This is a genomic window from Streptomyces lasalocidi, assembly GCF_005280215.1.
In the GTDB taxonomy this organism is placed as follows: Bacteria; Actinomycetota; Actinomycetes; order Streptomycetales; family Streptomycetaceae; genus Streptomyces; species Streptomyces longwoodensis.
Window position 1 is genome coordinate 4,423,764 of record NZ_SZNQ01000001.1, and the last position, 15,897, is coordinate 4,439,660.

Here is a 15,897-nt window from a genome sequence, read left to right on the forward strand (position 1 = left end):
GGAACCGCCGCCTGAAATGCGGATTTCCGCCCGCAAGGGGGGCGGGCAAGATCCCCAGAACGGGCATGCGAAACTTTTCACATGAGTGCCGCCCGCCGCGCCCTACCCCTGCGCTCGACCAGCGCACCCCGCCCGTCCGGCTCACCCCGTGCCTCGGGGCCGTCCGGCCTCGCCGACGCCCCCCGCCCGGCCGTCCGGCCGACGCGGCGCACCGCCCTCACGGCGGTCGCCGGCGCCGCGGCCGCGGGGCTGCTGCTCACCGCGTGCAGCTCCGGAGGGACCTCCGGCGGAGGCGGCGACACCAACTTCGTCATGGGCGAGGACGGCATCTCCACCGTCGACCGCGGCGAGCGGACCACCGCCCCCGACCTCTCCGGCGCGACCCTGGACGGCAAGCAGCTCGACGTCGCCGCCTACAAGGGCCAGGTCGTCGTCCTCAACGTCTGGGGATCGTGGTGCGCGCCCTGCCGGGCCGAGGCACCCAACTTCGAGAAGGTCTACCAGCAGGTCAAGGCGCGGGGCGTGCAGTTCGTCGGCATCAACACCCGCGACACCAGCGACGCCAACGCCCTCGCCTTCGAGAAGCAGCAGGGCATCAGCTACCCCAGCCTCTACGACCCGGCGGGCAAGCTGCTGCTGCGCTTCGAGAAGGGCACCCTCAACCTCCAGGCGATCCCCTCCACCCTGGTCCTCGACCGGCAGGGCCGGATCGCCGCGCGCTCGCTGGCCCCGCTCAGCGAGACCAAGCTGCGCAAGATGATCGACCCGGTCCTCGCGGAGAAGTGACGTGACCGCAGTGTCGACGCTGGCCGCGGCCACCGACCCCAACCAGACCGTGCTGCACGGCGCCCTGCTGGTCGCCCTGCCCGTCGCGGTCCTCGGCGGCCTGGTCTCCTTCTTCTCCCCGTGTGTGCTGCCCCTCGTCCCCGGCTACCTCTCCTACGTGACCGGGGTCACCGGCACCGACCTCGCGGAGGCCAAGCGCGGCCGGATGGTCGCCGGCGCCTCCCTGTTCGTCCTCGGCTTCACCGCCGTGTTCGTCTCCAGCGGGGCCCTGTTCGGCTACTTCGGCGACTCGCTCCAGGCCAACAAGGGCGTGCTGTCCAAGGTCCTCGGCGTGCTGATGATCGGCATGGGCGTGTTCTTCATGGGCCTGATGCCCTGGCTCACCCAGCGCGAGTTCCGCTTCCACCGCGCCCCCACCACCGGACTGATCGGCGCCCCCTTCCTGGGCGCCCTGTTCGGCATCGGCTGGACGCCCTGCATCGGCCCGACCCTCACCTCGGTCCTCGCCCTCTCCTACAACGAGGGCAGCGCGGGACGCGGTGCCATACTGACCGTCGCCTACTGCCTCGGCCTCGGTGTGCCGTTCGTGCTCGCCGCGGTCGCCTTCCGCAAGGCGCTCGGTGCCTTCGCCTGGGTCAAGCGCCACTACACCTGGGTGCTGAGGATCGGCGGCACGATGATGATCGTGACCGGTGTGCTGCTGCTCACCGGCGCCTGGGACCGCATCGTGCAGGACATGCAGACCTGGTCCAACGGCTTCACTGTGGGGATCTGACCGATGAGCAAGACCACCGCGCCCACCGACCCGACGGGCGACCGGGAGCTGGCCGAGGCGGGCTCCCAGCTCTCCACCGCGCCCGAGGACTCCGCGCACCGGCTCCCGGCGCTCGGCGTCGTCGGCTGGGCCCGCTGGTTCTGGCGGCAGCTGACCTCCATGCGGGTCGCGCTGCTGCTCCTGCTGCTGCTCGCGCTCGCCGCGATCCCCGGCTCGCTGATCCCGCAGACCGGCACCGACGCCACCAAGGTCGCCGCCTTCCGCGCGGCCCACACCACCCTCGGCCCGGTGTACGAGCGGCTCGGGCTGTTCCACGTGTACAGCTCGGTGTGGTTCTCCGCGATCTACCTCCTGCTGTTCGTCTCCCTCATCGGCTGCATCGTGCCCCGCACCTGGCAGTTCGTCGGCCAGGTGCGCAGCCGCCCGCCGGGCGCCCCGCGGCGGCTGACCCGGCTGCCCGCGTACACCACCTGGCGCACCGGGGCGTCGCCGGAGCAGGTGCGCGAGGCCGCGCTGGCCCTGCTGAAGAAGCGCCGCTTCCGGGCGCACACCGCGGGGGACGCGGTCGCCGCCGAGAAGGGCTACCTGCGCGAGATCGGCAACCTCGCCTTCCACGTCGCGCTGATCGTGCTGCTGGTCGCCTTCGGCTGGGGCCAGCTGTTCAAGTCCGAGGGCAACAAGCTGGTCGTCGAGGGCGACGGCTTCTCCAACACGCTCACCCAGTACGACGACTTCAAGTCCGGCAGCCTCTTCAGCTCCGACGACCTGGTGCCGTTCAGCTTCCACCTGGACAAGTTCACCGGCACCTACGAGATGACGGGGCCCAACCGGGGCACTCCGCGCACGTACCAGGCCGCCCTCACCTACAGCGAGGGCGCCTACGGCAAGGAGAAGAAGACCACCGTCAAGGTCAACCACCCGCTGGAGATCGGCGACGCCAAGGTCTACCTCACCGCGCACGGCTACGCGCCCGTGATGACGGTCCGCGACGGCAAGGGCGACGTGGTCTACCGCGACGCCGTCCCGCTGCTGCCGCTGGACAACAACGTCACCTCGACCGGCGTGGTCAAGGTCATGGACGGCTACCGGAACGCCCGGGGCGCGACCGAGCAGCTCGGCATCAAGGCGTTCTTCTACCCGACGTTCGGCGGCACGGGCACCGAGGCCGGCTCGCAGTTCCCGGCGCTGATCAACCCGCTGCTGAACCTCGAGCCCTACCACGGCGACCTGGGCGTCGACTCGGGCATCCCGCAGAGCGTCTACCAGCTCGACAAGTCCCACATGAAGGACTACAAGGACGCCAAGGGCCTCCAGGTCCGCGGCAACCTCAAGCCCGGCGAGACCCTGACCCTGCCCGGCGGCGCCGGCTCGGTCACCTACGAGGGCACCAGGCAGTGGGCCAACTTCCAGGTGGTCCAGGAGCCGGGCGGCGGCTGGGCCCTGGCCGGCGCCCTCGCCGCGATCCTCGGACTGGCCGGCTCCCTGTTCCTGCAGCGCCGCCGTGTGTGGGTGCGCGCCGTGCCGGGCGACGACGGCGTCACCGTCGTCGAGATGGCCGGGCTCGGCCGCAGCGAGTCCGCCAAGGTGCCCGAGGAGCTCGGCGACCTCGCCGGCCTCCTGTACGAGCGGGCCCCCGGTGCCCCGGACCCGGATCCCGACCCCGCAGTTTCCCCCGACCCCGACCCTCACGTCGTACCTGCCGAAGGGGCTGAGCAGCAGTGACCCTCGCCGCCGCCACCAACGAACACCTCGCGAACATCAGCAACACGCTGATCTACTCCGCGATGGCCGTCTACACCCTGGCCTTCTTCGCGTACATCCTGGAGTGGCTGTTCGGCAGCCGCAGCAAGGTCGGGCGCACCGCCGCCGCGCTGACTGCCGAGGCCCGCCGGACGAAGGCGCCGGCCGTCACCGTCCGCCAGAACGGCGGGACCGCCGTCCTGGAGCGGCCGGAGGTCGTCGTGCGCTCGGCGTCCGGGTCGCGGGACGTGCCCGACGGGCCGGGCGCGCACGGCGGGGACGAGCAGGGCGACCTGTACGGCCGGATCGCGGTCTCCCTCACCGTGCTGGCCTTCGCGGTGGAGCTGGCCGGCGTCATCGCCCGCGCGGCCTCCGTGGAGCGGGCGCCGTGGGGCAACATGTACGAGTTCAACATCACGTTCTCCACGGTCGCCGTCGGCGTCTACCTCGCCCTGCTGGCGCTGAGGAAGAACGTCCGCTGGCTCGGCCTGTTCCTGACCACCACGGTCCTGCTCGACCTGGGCCTCGCGGTCACCGTCCTGTACACCGCGAGCGACCAGCTGGTCCCGGCGCTGCACTCGTACTGGCTGTACATCCACGTCTCCACCGCGATCTTTTGCGGAGCGGTGTTCTACGTCGGCGCGGTCGCCACCATCCTGTACCTCTTCAAGGACGGCTACGAGACCAAGCTGGCCGGCGGCGGCACGCCCGGCCGCTTCGCGAACTCCGTCCTGGACCGGCTGCCCTCCGCCGCGTCCCTGGACAAGTTCTCCTACCGCGTCAACGCGGCCGTCTTCCCGCTGTGGACGTTCACGATCATCGCGGGCGCCATCTGGGCGGGCGACGCCTGGGGCCGCTACTGGGGCTGGGACCCCAAGGAGACCTGGTCCTTCATCACCTGGGTCGCCTACGCCGGCTACCTGCACGCCCGCGCCACGGCCGGCTGGAAGGGCCGCAAGGCCGCCTACCTGGTCCTGATCGCCTTCGGCTGCTGGCTGTTCAACTACTACGGCGTCAACATCTTCGTCTCCGGCAAGCACTCCTACGCGGGCGTCTGAGCCGGTCAGGGGGCACCCTGGAGACATGACCGGTTCCATTGAACAGGGCACCAGCCAGACCCACGGGAACACGCACATCCTGCACTTCCTGGTGAAGTTCCCGCAGCCGATGGAGGCGGTCTGGCCGGCGCTCTCCACCCCCGAGGGGCTCGGCGCCTGGTGGACCGCCGTGGACGTGCTCGAGCCCCGGCTCGGCGGCACGGTCGCCCTGCGCGGCCTGGGCGCCGGCCAGGTCACCGCGTGGGACGTCGACCGGATCGCCGAGTACACCCTCGACGACGGCGCCCGCGTCCGCTTCCACCTGGAACCCGACGGCGGCCACGGCAGCGCCCTGCGCTTCTCCCACGAGTTCCGCGGCGAGGGCGCCTCGGAACAGGACTGGCGCGACCGCCTCGAACGCCTGATCGCGAAGCTGGGTTAGGACTCGGGCGGCCCGGCGGGGGTCACTCGCCGATGTCCTCGTTCCACAGCGCCGGTTCGCTCGCGATGAAGGAGCGCATCATCGCGACGCACCCGGGGTCGTCCAGGAGGACGATCTCCACGCCGTGCCCGGCCAGCCAGTCGTGGCCGCCGTGGAAGGTCTCGGCCTCGCCGACCACCACCCGGGAGATGCCGAACTGGCGGACCAGGCCCGAGCAGTACCAGCAGGGCGACAGCGTGGTGACCATCGTCGTGCCGCGGTACGTCCGCTGTCGGCCGGCCGCGCGGAAGGCCGCTGTCTCCGCGTGCGCCGAGGGGTCGCCGTCCTGGACGCGGCGGTTGTGGCCGCGGCCCAGCAGGGTGCCGTCGGGGCCGTAGAGCGCGGCGCCGATGGGGATGCCGCCCTCGGCGAGCCCGGCCCGCGCCTCCGCCACCGCCGTGGCGAGCCACTCACGCGCCCGTGCCTGGTCCATGCGTGCGCTCTCCCGTCCTCGTCGCGCCCGGTCCGCGGAGCCGGTGCCCGCGGACGGCCGGGCCGCTCAGCCGACCCGCAGCAGCAGTTTGCCGGTGCTCGCCCGGGTCCCCATCAGCCGGTGGGCCTCCGCCGCGTCCGCCAGGTCGAACTCCGCGGTGACCGGCAGGGTCACGGTCCCGTCGACCGCCGTGGCGAACGCCCGCTCCGCCAGCGCCCGCAGGTGAGCCGGGGAGGTCTTCGCCAGGGTCAGGATGGAGAAGCCGCCGACCGACCGGCCGCCCGGGTACAGCTCCGGCTGCCCCACGTGCCACGGCTCGGCGGAGCTCGCGTTGCCGAAGGAGACCAGCCGCCCGAAGACGGCGAGCGAGGCCAGGGACTGCCGGAAGGTCTCGCCGCCCACGGCGTCGAGGGCGAGGTCCACGCCCCGGCCGCCGGTGGCCGCCCGCACCCACTCGGGCAGGCCGCCCGCCGCTCCCGGCCCCGCCTCGACGTCCCCGACGTACACCTCGTCGTAGCCGTGCTCGCGGGCGTACCGCGCCTTGGACTGCGAGGACACCACCCCGTACACCGCGCCCGCGCCCGCCGCGCGCGCCAGTTGGCCCGCCACCGTGCCGACCCCGCCCGCCGCGCCCTGCACGAGCACGCTCTCGCCGGGCTGGAGCCGGCCCACGGAGTGCAGCAGCGCGTACGCGGTCGGCAGCACCGTCGGCAGGGTGGCCGCCGTGCGCAGGCCGACGCCGGCCGGGACCGGGAAGACGGTCGCCGCGTCGGCGACGACGACCTCGGCGTACGCCCCGCCCTCGGTCAGCGCGGCCACCTCCTGGCCGACGGCCAGTCCCGTCACGCCCGCACCGACGGCCCGGACGCGGCCGGAGACCTCCAGGCCGGGGCGGTGGGGGAGCGCGGGCACCCGGTACCCCTCGGAACGCGCCTTCAGATCGGCGAAGTTGACCCCCGTCCAGGCCACGTCCACGCTCACCCGGCCGGGACCCGGCTCGGGCACCTCGGCGTCCACGACCCGCAGGACCTCGGGGCCGCCGTACTCCTGGAACTCGATCGCGCGCATGCTGCAGCCGTCCTTCCGGCAGGGGGAGCGGAGCCGTAGAGATACGATGACCGTCAAACTACGACGGTCATCGAACAAGCGCAAGCGGTGCGCCGGGCGGCCGCGGCCCCCGTCAGGAACCCTGCGCGTCCTCGCCCCGCTCCTTGCGGCGCAGCTCCTCCTCGCGGCGGCGCAGGTCCGCCTCCCAGTCCTTCAGCAGCGCCTCGTCGCGCTTGTTCTCCTCGGCGAGGGACTTCAGGAACTCGGGGTTGTCGTCGGGGGCGACGTACTGCGGGCGGTGGTTGCGGTGCCACTCGGAGGGGGTGCGCCCGCCCGCCGGCGCGGTCCGCGCCCTGCCCGCGGCCAGCCACGCGATCGGGCCGACGATCCAGAACAGCAGGATGATGAACACCCAGGCGATCTTCGGCAGGTGCCGGGCCTCGTCCTCGGGCGTGTTCAGGCAGTCGATGAACGCGAAGATCGTCAGCGCCAGCGGCACGAGGTACATCAACAGCCGGAACATGGTGGTGCGACCCCCAGGAGACGGTTGCGGGGCCCCGAGGGCCCCGATGACGCGCACAGGCTAGCGGGTGGGTGCGAACCCCTCCCACCCGGCGGCCGGAGCGGGGCCATAGCGGGACAAAGGGGCAACCAGCCCGGCGGGCCACGGGCGGCCCCGCGCGCGGGACGGACAGGGGCCTCGGCGATACTGGGACGCATGGCTTACGACGATCTTCGTTCCCTGCTCAGGGCACTGGAACGCGAAGGCGACCTCAAGCGCGTCAAGGCGGAGGTCGATCCGTACCTGGAGGTCGGGGAGATCGTCGACCGGGTCCAGAAGTCCGGCGGGCCCGCGCTGCTCTTCGAGAACGTGCGCGGCTCCGACATGCCCCTCGCCATGAACGTCTTCGGCACCGACCGCCGCCTGCTCAAGGCGCTCGGGCTGTCGTCGTACGGCGACATCTCCGACAAGATCGGCGGGCTGCTGCGGCCCGAGCTGCCGCACGGGTTCGTGGGCGTGCGCGAGGCCTTCGGCAAGCTCGGCGCGATGACCCACGTGCCGCCGAAGAAGGTCAAGGACGCCCCCGTGCAGGAGGTCGTCCTGCGCGGCGACGACGTCGACCTCGACCGGCTGCCCGCGCTGTTCACCTGGCCCCAGGACGGCGGCTCCTTCTTCAACCTGGGGCTCACCCACACCAAGGACCCGGAGACCGGGATCCGCAACCTCGGCCTGTACCGCCTCCAGCGCCACGACCGGCGCACCATCGGCATGCACTGGCAGATCCACAAGGACAGCCGCAACCACTACCAGGTCGCCGCCCGGCGCGGCGAGCGGCTGCCCGTGGCCATCGCCTTCGGCTGCCCGCCCGCCGTCACCTACGCCTCCACCGCCCCGCTGCCCGGCGACATCGACGAGTACCTCTTCGCCGGGTTCATCGCGGGCAAGCGCATCGAGATGGTCGACTGCAAGACGGTCCCGCTCCAGGTGCCCGCGCAGGCCGAGGTCGTCCTGGAGGGCTGGCTGGAGCCCGGCGAGATGCGGCCCGAGGGCCCCTTCGGCGACCACACCGGCTTCTACACCCCGCAGGAGCCCTTCCCGGCGCTGACCATCGACTGCGTCACGATGCGCCGCAAGCCCCTGCTCCAGTCGATCGTCGTCGGCCGCCCCCCGACCGAGGACGGGCCGCTGGGCCGCGCGACGGAACGCTTCTTCCTGCCCCTGCTGAAGATCATCGTCCCGGACATCGTGGACTACCACCTGCCCGAGGCCGGCGGCTTCCACAACTGCGCGATCGTCTCGATCGACAAGAAGTACCCCAAGCACGCCCAGAAGGTGATGCACGCCGTCTGGGGCGCGCACATGATGTCCCTGACCAAGCTGATCGTGGTCGTCGACGCCGACTGTGACGTGCACGACCTGCACGAGGTCGCCTGGCGCGCCCTCGGCAACACCGACTACACCCGCGACCTCACGGTGGTCGAGGGCCCCGTCGACCACCTCGACCACGCCTCCTACCAGCAGTTCTGGGGCGGCAAGGCGGGCATCGACGCGACGCGGAAGTGGCCGGAGGAGGGGTACACGCGCGACGGCGGGTGGCCCGAGATGGTCCTGTCCGACCCGGACACCGCGGCCCTGGTCGACCGCCGCTGGAAGGAGTACGGGCTGTGAGCTCAGCGTCCGCCGCGATCCCCACGCCGGGGCGCACCAAGGCGTTCCTGCGCCTGGTGATGATCGAGCACTCCGTGTTCGCGCTGCCCTTCGCCTACATCGCCTCGCTGACCGCGATGTACGCCTGGGACCGCAACATCCACTGGGGCCGGCTGCTGCTGGTCACCGTCTGCATGGTGGGCCTGCGCACCTTCGCCATGGCGGTCAACCGGATCATCGACCGCGAGATCGACGCCCGCAACCCGCGCACCGCGCAGCGGGAGCTGGTCACCGGAGCGATGTCCGTCCGGCACGCCTGGACCGGCGCGCTGATCGCCCTGGTGGTGTTCCTCGGCGCGGCCGCGCTGCTGAACCCGCTGTGCCTGGCGCTCGCCCCCGTCGCGGTGGTCCCGATGGTGGTGTACCCGTACGGCAAGCGGTTCACGAACTTCCCGCAGGCCATCCTGGGCGTCGCCCAGGCGATGGGCCCGATCGGCGGCTGGCTCGCGATCAGCGGCGAGTGGTCCTGGGACGCGGTGATCCTCGGCCTCGCGGTGGGCATCTGGATCGGCGGCTTCGACCTGATCTACGCCTGCCAGGACGTGGAGACCGACCGCCGGATCGGCGTGCGCTCGGTGCCGGCCCGCTTCGGCATCCCGGCCGCGATCCGGGCGGCGCGCGGGTGCCACGTGATCACCACGGCCCTGTTCGCCTGGTACGCCGTCGCCACCGACGCGGGCGCCTTCTTCTGGCTTGGCCTGCTGATCGTCGCGGGCGCCTTCGTCTACGAGCACTCCCTGGTCCGCCCGCACGACCTGTCCCGCCTGAACCGGGCCTTCTTCAGTGTGAACGGCTTCATCGGCATCGCCCTGTTCGTGTGCGCGCTGCTGGACCTGCTGGTGCGGGGGCTGACGCCGTAGCGGACGCGGGGCCGGGCCACGGCGGACACCCGCAAGGGGTGCGGCCGGTCCTCGGTCCCGCGCGACGCGCCGGTAGGCTCGTCGTGTGAACGCAGGAGAAAAGCAGCGCGCGCCTTGGATCGTGGGGGTGTCCGGGGCTTCCGGGACGCCCTACGCGGCCGCCGTGCTGCGGGCGCTGATCGCCGCCGGGGAGAGCGTCGACCTGGTGGTCAGCCGGGCCGCACGGCTGACGCTGCTGGACGAGACCGGCATCTCCTTCCGCGACGCCCACTGGCGGGACGACCTGGGCGCATGGCTGGCCCGCGGGGCCGACGGCAAGCCCGACGCCTTCGCCCCCGGGCTCGACGACGTGCGGTACTGGAGCCCCGGGGACCTGGCCGCCGGGCCGTCGTCGGGGTCGTACCGCGTCAAGGGCATGCTGATCGTGCCGGCCTCGACGGCCTGTGTCGCGGGCGTGGCGCTGGGGCTGTCGAAGGACCTGCTGCAGCGGGCGGCGAGCGTCACACTGAAGGAGCGCCGCAGGCTGGTGGTGGCCGTGCGGGAGACCCCGCTGAACGGCCAGACGCTGCGCCACCTCGTCGCGCTGGACGACGCCGGGGCGAGTGTCGTGCCGGCCTCACCCGGCTTCTACGCGGGCGCCACGCACATCCAGGACCTGGTGGACTTCGTCGCCGGGCGGGTGCTGGACGCGGCGGGCGTCGAGCACGGCCTGTACCGGCGCTGGAAGGGCGAACTGGGCGGCGGTGCGGCACCCGCACCGACCCGGTAGCCGGGCACCCCGCACTACCTCGCAGCACCTCGCAGTACCTCGTACTTCGCAGCACCTCGCACTACCTCAACCGAAAAGCGACTTTCACCGGAAGGCTTCGATCGCATGGACGCGGTGGACAGGCAGCTCATCCAGGCCCTGAGGGAGAACGGCCGGGCCTCCTACGCGGAGCTGGGGCGCCTCGTCGGCCTGTCGGGACCCAGCGTCACCGACCGCATCAACCGGCTGGAGGCGGCCGGCGTCATCACCGGTTACCGGGCCACCGTGAACGCGGCCCAGCTCGGCCTCGGCGTGATCGCCCTGATCGGCATCTCGCTGTCCGACGCGGCCGACCACGAGGACGTGGCGCGCCGGCTGAAGGACTTCACCGAGATCGAGGACTGCTGGTTCATCGCCGGCGACGACTCGTTCATGCTCAAGGTGCGGGCCAGTGACGTGGACGGTCTGGAGCGGATCATCCGCCGGCTCAGCGGCACCAAGGGCGTGTCCCGCACCCGTACCACGATCGTGCTGTCCACGAAGTGGGAGAACCGGGTCGGGGAACTGCCCGAAGAGGTCTAGGGATACCGTGGGTCGGGCTGTCGGAGAAAGGTGTGGGCATGGACGTCGGTCTCAAGCGCGAGCTGGAGGAGAAGGTCAGGGCCGGTGAGCGGCTGACCCGCGAGGACGGCATCGCCCTGTACGCGTCGGACGACCTGGCCTGGCTCGGCGGCCTGGCCCACGAGGTGCGCACCCGCAAGAACGGCGACGTGGTGCACTTCAACGTCAACCGGCACCTCAACATGACCAACGTGTGCACGGCGTCCTGCGCCTACTGCTCGTTCCAGCGCAAGCCGGGCGAGAAGGACGCGTACACGATGCGCATCGAGGAGGCCGTGAAGCTCGCCAAGGCGATGGAGGGCGAGAACCTCACCGAGCTGCACATCGTCAACGGCCTGCACCCGAACCTGCCGTGGCGCTACTACCCGCGCTCGCTGCGGGAGCTGAAGGCGGCCCTGCCGGACGTCTCGCTGAAGGCGTTCACCGCGACGGAGATCCACCACTTCGAGACGATCTCCGGGCTGAGCGCGAGCGAGATCCTGGACGAGCTGATCGACGCCGGTCTGGAGTCGCTGACCGGCGGCGGCGCCGAGATCTTCGACTGGGAGGTCCGCCGGCACATCGTGGACCACCGCACCCACTGGGAGGACTGGTCGCGCATCCACCGCCTGGCGCACGAGAAGGGTCTGAAGACCCCGTGCACCATGCTGTACGGCCACATCGAGGAGCCGCGCCATCGCGTGGACCACGTGCTGCGGCTGCGCGAACTCCAGGACGAGACCGGCGGGTTCCAGGTCTTCATCCCGCTGCGCTACCAGCACGACTTCGTGGACGTGCAGGACGGCAAGGTCCGCAACCGGCTCCAGGCGCGCACCCAGATGGCGACGGGCGCGGAGGCGCTGAAGACCTTCGCGGTCTCGCGGCTGCTGTTCGACAACGTCCCGCACGTGAAGGTCTTCTGGGTGATGCACGGCGTCCAGACCGCGCAGCTCGCCCTCCAGCACGGCGCGGACGACATGGACGGCTCGGTCGTCGAGTACAAGATCACGCACGACGCGGACAACTACGGCACGCCGAACAAGCTGACCCGCGAGGACCTGCTGGAGCTGATCCGCGACGCGGGCTTCCGCCCGGTGGAGCGCAACACGCGGTACGAGATCATCCGCGAGTACGACGGCCCGGACCCCGCGCGCCGGGAGTCGCCGCAGCCGATGCGGGTCTGACGTCGTGGATCGGTAAGGGTTACGATACGAACGTGTCCCTTACTTTCACTCTCGACCCCGCCGTCACCCCCGCGCTGCGCGACGGTGTCCTCGGGCTGTGGACGGACGTGTCCAACGCCGGGGGCTCCGTCGGGTTCGTGCCGCCGGTGACGCCGGAGGTCGTCCGGCCGGAGCTGGTCAAGCACCTGGTCGCGATGGCGGAGGGCCGCACCCGGCTGCTCGTCGGGCACGACGAGGGCGGGCGGATCGCCGCGACGGCCTTCCTCACCCTCAACACGCACCGGCTGATGGCCCACTGGCTGTGGCTCTACACGGTCATGGTCCACCCGCGCCACCAGGGCAAGGGGTACGGCCGCGACCTGCTCGCCGCCGCCGCGGACGCGGCCCGCGGCATCGAGGGCATCGAGGCGATCCGGCTCACCTGCCGGGGCGGGCTCGGCCTGGAGCGGTTCTACGCCTCCTGCGGCTACAAGGAGGTCGGCCGGGTGCCCGACGCCATCCGGGTCGCCCCGGGCGACGACCGCGACGACGTCATCCTGCTGCTGCCGCTGCGCTGACCGGAGCCCCCGGACCCCCTGCCAAGATCCGTCTCCCGGCGTGCTCTACTGGAAGCTGCCAGGGTGTCCCTTTTTGGAATCGGAAGAGTGGATTGAGATGCTCCGCTACACGCTGATGCGCCTCGGGATCTTCGTGGGCTGCCTCGTGGTCGTCTGGGGTCTCGTCTACTCCGGGATCGTCCCGCGCGGCCTCGGCGACTCCAACGGCATGTGGGTCGTCCTGCTCTCGCTGGTGATCTCCGCCCCCCTCAGCTTCGTGCTGCTGCGCAAGGAGCGCGACCGGGCCTCGGAGACGGTCGTGCGCCGGGTGGACCGGATGAAGGCCAACCTCGACGCCAACCGCTCCCAGGAGGACGCGGTCGTCGACGAGACCACCGCCTCCCAGCGGACGGCCTCCTGAGGGACCGCCTCCGCCCCGCGGAGGGGCCGGTCCGCGGCACCGCCCAACTACCCTTGGCCCCATGGGTGCCGTGAAGACCAAGCGGATGCCGCGCGCGGTCCGTGAGCAGCAGATGCTGGACGCCGCCGTGCGGACCTTCGGCCAACGCGGGTACACGGCCGCGTCCATGGACGAGATCGCCGAACTCGCGGGCGTGTCCAAGCCGTTGGTCTACCTGTACCTGAACTCCAAGGAAGACCTCTTCACCGCGTGCATCCGCCGGGAGGCCACCGCCCTCGTCGCGGCGGTGCGGGCCGGCGTCGGCACCGACCTGCCCGCCGACCGCCAACTCTGGGACGGCCTGCGGGCGTTCTTCGCGCACACCGCGCAGCACCCCGACGCCTGGTCGGTGCTGCACCTCCAGGCCCGCACCCACGGCGAGGTGTTCGCGGCCGAGGTCACGGCGATGCGCGACGAGATCGTCACCTTCGTCACCCAGCTCATCGCGGCCGCGGCCCGTGAGGCGCACCGCAACCCCGCCCTGCCCGAGCGGGAGGTCGCCGGACTGGCCGAGGCCCTGGTCGGCGCCGCCGAGTCCCTGGCCGACTGGGCCAACGCCACCGAGGGCGTCACGGCCCGCCAGGCGGCCACCACCCTGATGAACTTCGCCTGGTCGGGCCTCGGCGACCTGATGGCGGGCCGCCCCTGGTCCCCGCCGGAGGAGGAACCGCTCACCCGGCCGGCCGACTAGTCGTCGGTCCCGTCACCCGCGGGGCCCCGGTGCGGGGAGGCGCTCCACCCGCCCGCTCACGTGCAGCCGTCCGCCCTCCCCGGGGCCGCGCAGCGTGAAGCGGTCGCCGTCCGCCGCGAACACCACCGTGCCCGGCAGCAGCACCGGCGCCCGGAAGCCGGCGTGCACCCGGACCGCCGCCGGGGTGCCGTGCGCGGCCAGGCAGCGCGCCACGGTCCACATGCCGTGCGCGATGGCCCGGGGGAAGCCGAACAGGCGGGCGGTGAGCGGGTGCAGGTGGATGGGGTTGCGGTCACCGGAGGCGGCACCGTACCGGCGCCCGACGTCCCCCGAGAGCCGCCACTCGTCGAGGACCGGCAGCGGCACTCCTTCGGCGTCGTCCCCCTTGCCCGCGCCGGACGCCTCCGCCACGGGACGCCGTGTCCGGTGCCGGGCCAGGTAGGTGCTGCGCGACTCCCACACCACCTCCCCGCCGGAGCGCAGTGCGGTGGCCACGGTGGCCTCCGTGCCGCGCCGGTGCGGGGCCAGTCCCTCCACGTGCACGGCGAGGTCGTACGGCTCGGTGGCCGGGAGCGCGGTGTGCCGGGTGACGTCGATCGAGGTGTGCACCAGCCCGAGCAGCGGCAGCGGGAAGTCCCGCCGGCTCATCAGCCGCACGGCCGACGGGAAGCCGAGCACGTGCGGGTACGTCACCGGCAGCCCGTCGTCCCCGGGGGCGAAGCCGCACACCCGCTCGTAGGCGGCCAGCCGCGCCAGGTCGACGCGCAGGCCGGGCAGCACGATCCGGTCCCGCGGGTGGCCGGCGTCGGCGCGCGGGCGCTTGAAGGGGGAGAGCAGCGCCCCGCGCGCGAGCAGCAGGCCCAGCGGGGGACCGGCCGTGCGGGGGGCCGAGGGGGTGGGCGGCGTCGACGGGTCCGTGGTGGTCATCACGCCCCCAGCAGGCTCTGGCCGCACACGCGCACGACCTGTCCGTTGACCGCGCCGGACGCGGGGTCGGCCAGCCAGGCGGTGGTCTCGGCGACGTCCACGGGCAGTCCGCCCTGGGCGAGGGAGTTCATCCGGCGGCCCGCCTCCCGGATGAACAGCGGGACCGCGGCCGTCATCCGCGTCTCGATGAAGCCCGGCGCAACCGCGTTCACCGTCACGCCGTGCTCGGCCAGCGCGCGGGGCGCCAGGGACCGCACGAGACCGACGATCCCGGCCTTGCTCGCCCCGTAGTTGGTCTGCCCGGCGTTGCCCGCGAGGCCCGCGATGGAGGCGGTGGCGACGATCCGCCCGCCCGGGCGCAGGGTGCCCTCGGCGAGCAGGGCGTCGGTGGTGCGCAGCACGCTCGCGAGGTTGACGTCCAGCACGGAACTCCAGCGCTCGGCGGGCATGTTGACCAGGCGGCGGTCGCGGGTGACGCCGGCGTTGTGGACCAGGACGTCGAGTCCGCCCGGGAGTTCGGCGGCGATCCGTTCGCCCGCGTCCGCGGCCGTGATGTCCAGGGTGAGCGCGGTGCCGCCGAGGCGGTCGGCGAGGCGCCGGGCGTCCTGTGCGGCCTGCGGCACGTCGAGGACGACGACCCGGGCGCCGTCGCGGGCCAGCGTCTCGGCGACGGCCGCGCCGATGCCCCGGGCGGCCCCGGTGACCAGGGCGGTGCGGCCGGCGAGTGGGCGGCCGGGGTCGGCCGGCGGGACGGGGCCGGCCGCCGCGAGGACGTCGATCACCTGGCCGCTGACGTAAGCGGACCTGGGGGAGAGCAGGAAGCGCAGGGTGGACTCGGCGGCGCCCGCGTCGGTGAGCCGAACCAGGTTCACGGTCCTGCCCCCGCCGATCTCCTTGCCGAGCGACCGGATGAAGCCCTCCAGGGCCTGCTGGGCGGCCGACTGGTGGTGGTCGGCCGGGTCGAGCGGCGCCCCGAGGACGACGATCCGCCCGCTCGGGACGACGGACCGCACGACCGGGTGGAGGGCCGCGTGCACCCCGGCGAGCGTGTCGACGTCCCGGACCCCGGTGGCGTCGAGGACGACGGCGGCCGGGCGGGCGGCACCGGCGGCCGGGTCGACGGCCGGCCCCGTGCGCGCGAGCACGGGTGCGAGGTCGAGGGCCGAGGGGCCGGCCGTGAGGGCGAGCAGGGGGCCGTCGAGGGCGGGGCGGTCGGGGGACCAGCGGTGCAGGGCGGCCGGCTGGGGCAGGCCGAGCCGGCGGGTGAGGAACCGGCCGGGCGCGGTGCGGGTGAAGCTCAGATAGCGGTCGGGCATGTGCACAACTCCCCGGTGTCCCTGACGCGTTGTCGTGTCCCCGTGTCTTACCCCAGTCCTTACTGCA

18 protein-coding genes are annotated in these 15,897 nt (G+C 72.6%); 13 read left to right on the forward strand and 5 right to left on the reverse strand.

What is annotated here, in order from left to right:
- The first annotated feature begins 81 nt into the window (after positions 1-81).
- From E4U91_RS19950 to E4U91_RS19970, 5 genes are read left to right on the forward strand one after another with little or no spacing between them, the layout of a single operon-like run.
- On the forward strand, positions 82-786 hold the full coding sequence (locus E4U91_RS19950; protein ID WP_137308120.1) for a TlpA family protein disulfide reductase: 705 nt from the start codon (positions 82-84) through the stop codon (positions 784-786).
- A gap of 1 nt (position 787) precedes the next feature.
- Entirely contained in the window at positions 788-1,561 is a 774-nt protein-coding gene (locus E4U91_RS19955; protein ID WP_137308121.1) for a cytochrome c biogenesis CcdA family protein, read from the forward strand.
- Between the two features lie 3 nt (positions 1,562-1,564).
- On the forward strand, positions 1,565-3,283 hold the full coding sequence (resB, locus tag E4U91_RS19960) for a cytochrome c biogenesis protein ResB (RefSeq protein WP_137308122.1): 1,719 nt from the start codon (positions 1,565-1,567) through the stop codon (positions 3,281-3,283).
- The gene (gene ccsB, locus E4U91_RS19965) at positions 3,280-4,359 is read left to right on the forward strand and encodes a c-type cytochrome biogenesis protein CcsB (RefSeq protein ID WP_137308123.1); all 1,080 of its coding nucleotides are present in this window, start codon (positions 3,280-3,282) and stop codon (positions 4,357-4,359) included. The genes resB and ccsB overlap by 4 nt, the downstream gene beginning before the upstream one ends.
- A gap of 25 nt (positions 4,360-4,384) precedes the next feature.
- Positions 4,385-4,780 carry an SRPBCC domain-containing protein gene (locus E4U91_RS19970; protein WP_137308124.1) on the forward strand — a complete coding sequence of 132 codons (396 nt, stop codon included), beginning with the start codon at positions 4,385-4,387 and terminating at the stop codon, positions 4,778-4,780.
- A gap of 22 nt (positions 4,781-4,802) precedes the next feature.
- Here E4U91_RS19970 and E4U91_RS19975 read toward each other — a convergent pair whose 3' ends face one another.
- The 3 genes from E4U91_RS19975 to E4U91_RS19985 all read right to left on the reverse strand — a co-directional run bounded on the left by E4U91_RS19975 (position 4,803) and on the right by E4U91_RS19985 (position 6,822).
- Entirely contained in the window at positions 4,803-5,252 is a 450-nt protein-coding gene (locus E4U91_RS19975) for a nucleoside deaminase (RefSeq protein WP_137308125.1), read from the reverse strand.
- A 66-nt stretch (positions 5,253-5,318) separates the two neighbouring features.
- Positions 5,319-6,320 (reverse strand): quinone oxidoreductase family protein, encoded by a 1,002-nt coding sequence (locus E4U91_RS19980; protein WP_137308126.1) that lies wholly within the window; start codon positions 6,318-6,320, stop codon positions 5,319-5,321.
- Positions 6,321-6,432: 112 nt separating this feature from the next.
- Entirely contained in the window at positions 6,433-6,822 is a 390-nt protein-coding gene (locus E4U91_RS19985; RefSeq protein ID WP_137308127.1) for a PLD nuclease N-terminal domain-containing protein, read from the reverse strand.
- 195 nt (positions 6,823-7,017) lie between these two features.
- Here E4U91_RS19985 and E4U91_RS19990 point away from each other — a divergent pair, with 195 nt between their 5' ends.
- The 8 genes from E4U91_RS19990 to E4U91_RS20025 all read left to right on the forward strand — a co-directional run bounded on the left by E4U91_RS19990 (position 7,018) and on the right by E4U91_RS20025 (position 13,587).
- Entirely contained in the window at positions 7,018-8,469 is a 1,452-nt protein-coding gene (locus tag E4U91_RS19990; protein ID WP_137308128.1) for a menaquinone biosynthesis decarboxylase, read from the forward strand.
- A complete protein-coding gene (mqnP, locus tag E4U91_RS19995; protein WP_137308129.1) occupies positions 8,466-9,368 on the forward strand; it encodes a menaquinone biosynthesis prenyltransferase MqnP in 903 nt (300 codons plus the stop codon). Before E4U91_RS19990 ends, mqnP begins: the two co-directional genes overlap by 4 nt.
- Positions 9,369-9,453: 85 nt before the next feature.
- Positions 9,454-10,137 carry a UbiX family flavin prenyltransferase gene (locus E4U91_RS20000; RefSeq protein ID WP_137308130.1) on the forward strand — a complete coding sequence of 228 codons (684 nt, stop codon included), beginning with the start codon at positions 9,454-9,456 and terminating at the stop codon, positions 10,135-10,137.
- Between the two features lie 105 nt (positions 10,138-10,242).
- Complete coding sequence (locus E4U91_RS20005) at positions 10,243-10,698, forward strand: Lrp/AsnC family transcriptional regulator (RefSeq protein ID WP_137308131.1); 456 nt, start codon at positions 10,243-10,245, stop codon at positions 10,696-10,698.
- Between the two features lie 38 nt (positions 10,699-10,736).
- Positions 10,737-11,900 (forward strand): aminofutalosine synthase MqnE, encoded by a 1,164-nt coding sequence (mqnE, locus tag E4U91_RS20010; protein WP_137308132.1) that lies wholly within the window; start codon positions 10,737-10,739, stop codon positions 11,898-11,900.
- A 32-nt stretch (positions 11,901-11,932) separates the two neighbouring features.
- Entirely contained in the window at positions 11,933-12,457 is a 525-nt protein-coding gene (locus E4U91_RS20015) for a GNAT family N-acetyltransferase (protein ID WP_137308133.1), read from the forward strand.
- A 97-nt stretch (positions 12,458-12,554) separates the two neighbouring features.
- On the forward strand, positions 12,555-12,857 hold the full coding sequence (locus E4U91_RS20020) for a DUF4229 domain-containing protein (protein ID WP_067240557.1): 303 nt from the start codon (positions 12,555-12,557) through the stop codon (positions 12,855-12,857).
- 61 nt (positions 12,858-12,918) lie between these two features.
- Complete coding sequence (locus E4U91_RS20025) at positions 12,919-13,587, forward strand: TetR/AcrR family transcriptional regulator (RefSeq protein ID WP_137308134.1); 669 nt, start codon at positions 12,919-12,921, stop codon at positions 13,585-13,587.
- Positions 13,588-13,599: 12 nt separating this feature from the next.
- On the opposite strand, the gene E4U91_RS20030 is transcribed toward E4U91_RS20025, so the two are convergent.
- Both E4U91_RS20030 and E4U91_RS20035 read right to left on the reverse strand, forming a co-directional pair.
- Positions 13,600-14,514: a MaoC family dehydratase gene (locus E4U91_RS20030; protein ID WP_137308135.1), complete on the reverse strand. Its 915-nt coding sequence runs from the start codon at positions 14,512-14,514 to the stop codon at positions 13,600-13,602.
- Entirely contained in the window at positions 14,514-15,830 is a 1,317-nt protein-coding gene (locus tag E4U91_RS20035; RefSeq protein ID WP_137308136.1) for a 3-oxoacyl-ACP reductase, read from the reverse strand. The genes E4U91_RS20030 and E4U91_RS20035 overlap by 1 nt, the downstream gene beginning before the upstream one ends.
- Positions 15,831-15,897: the final 67 nt, after the last annotated feature.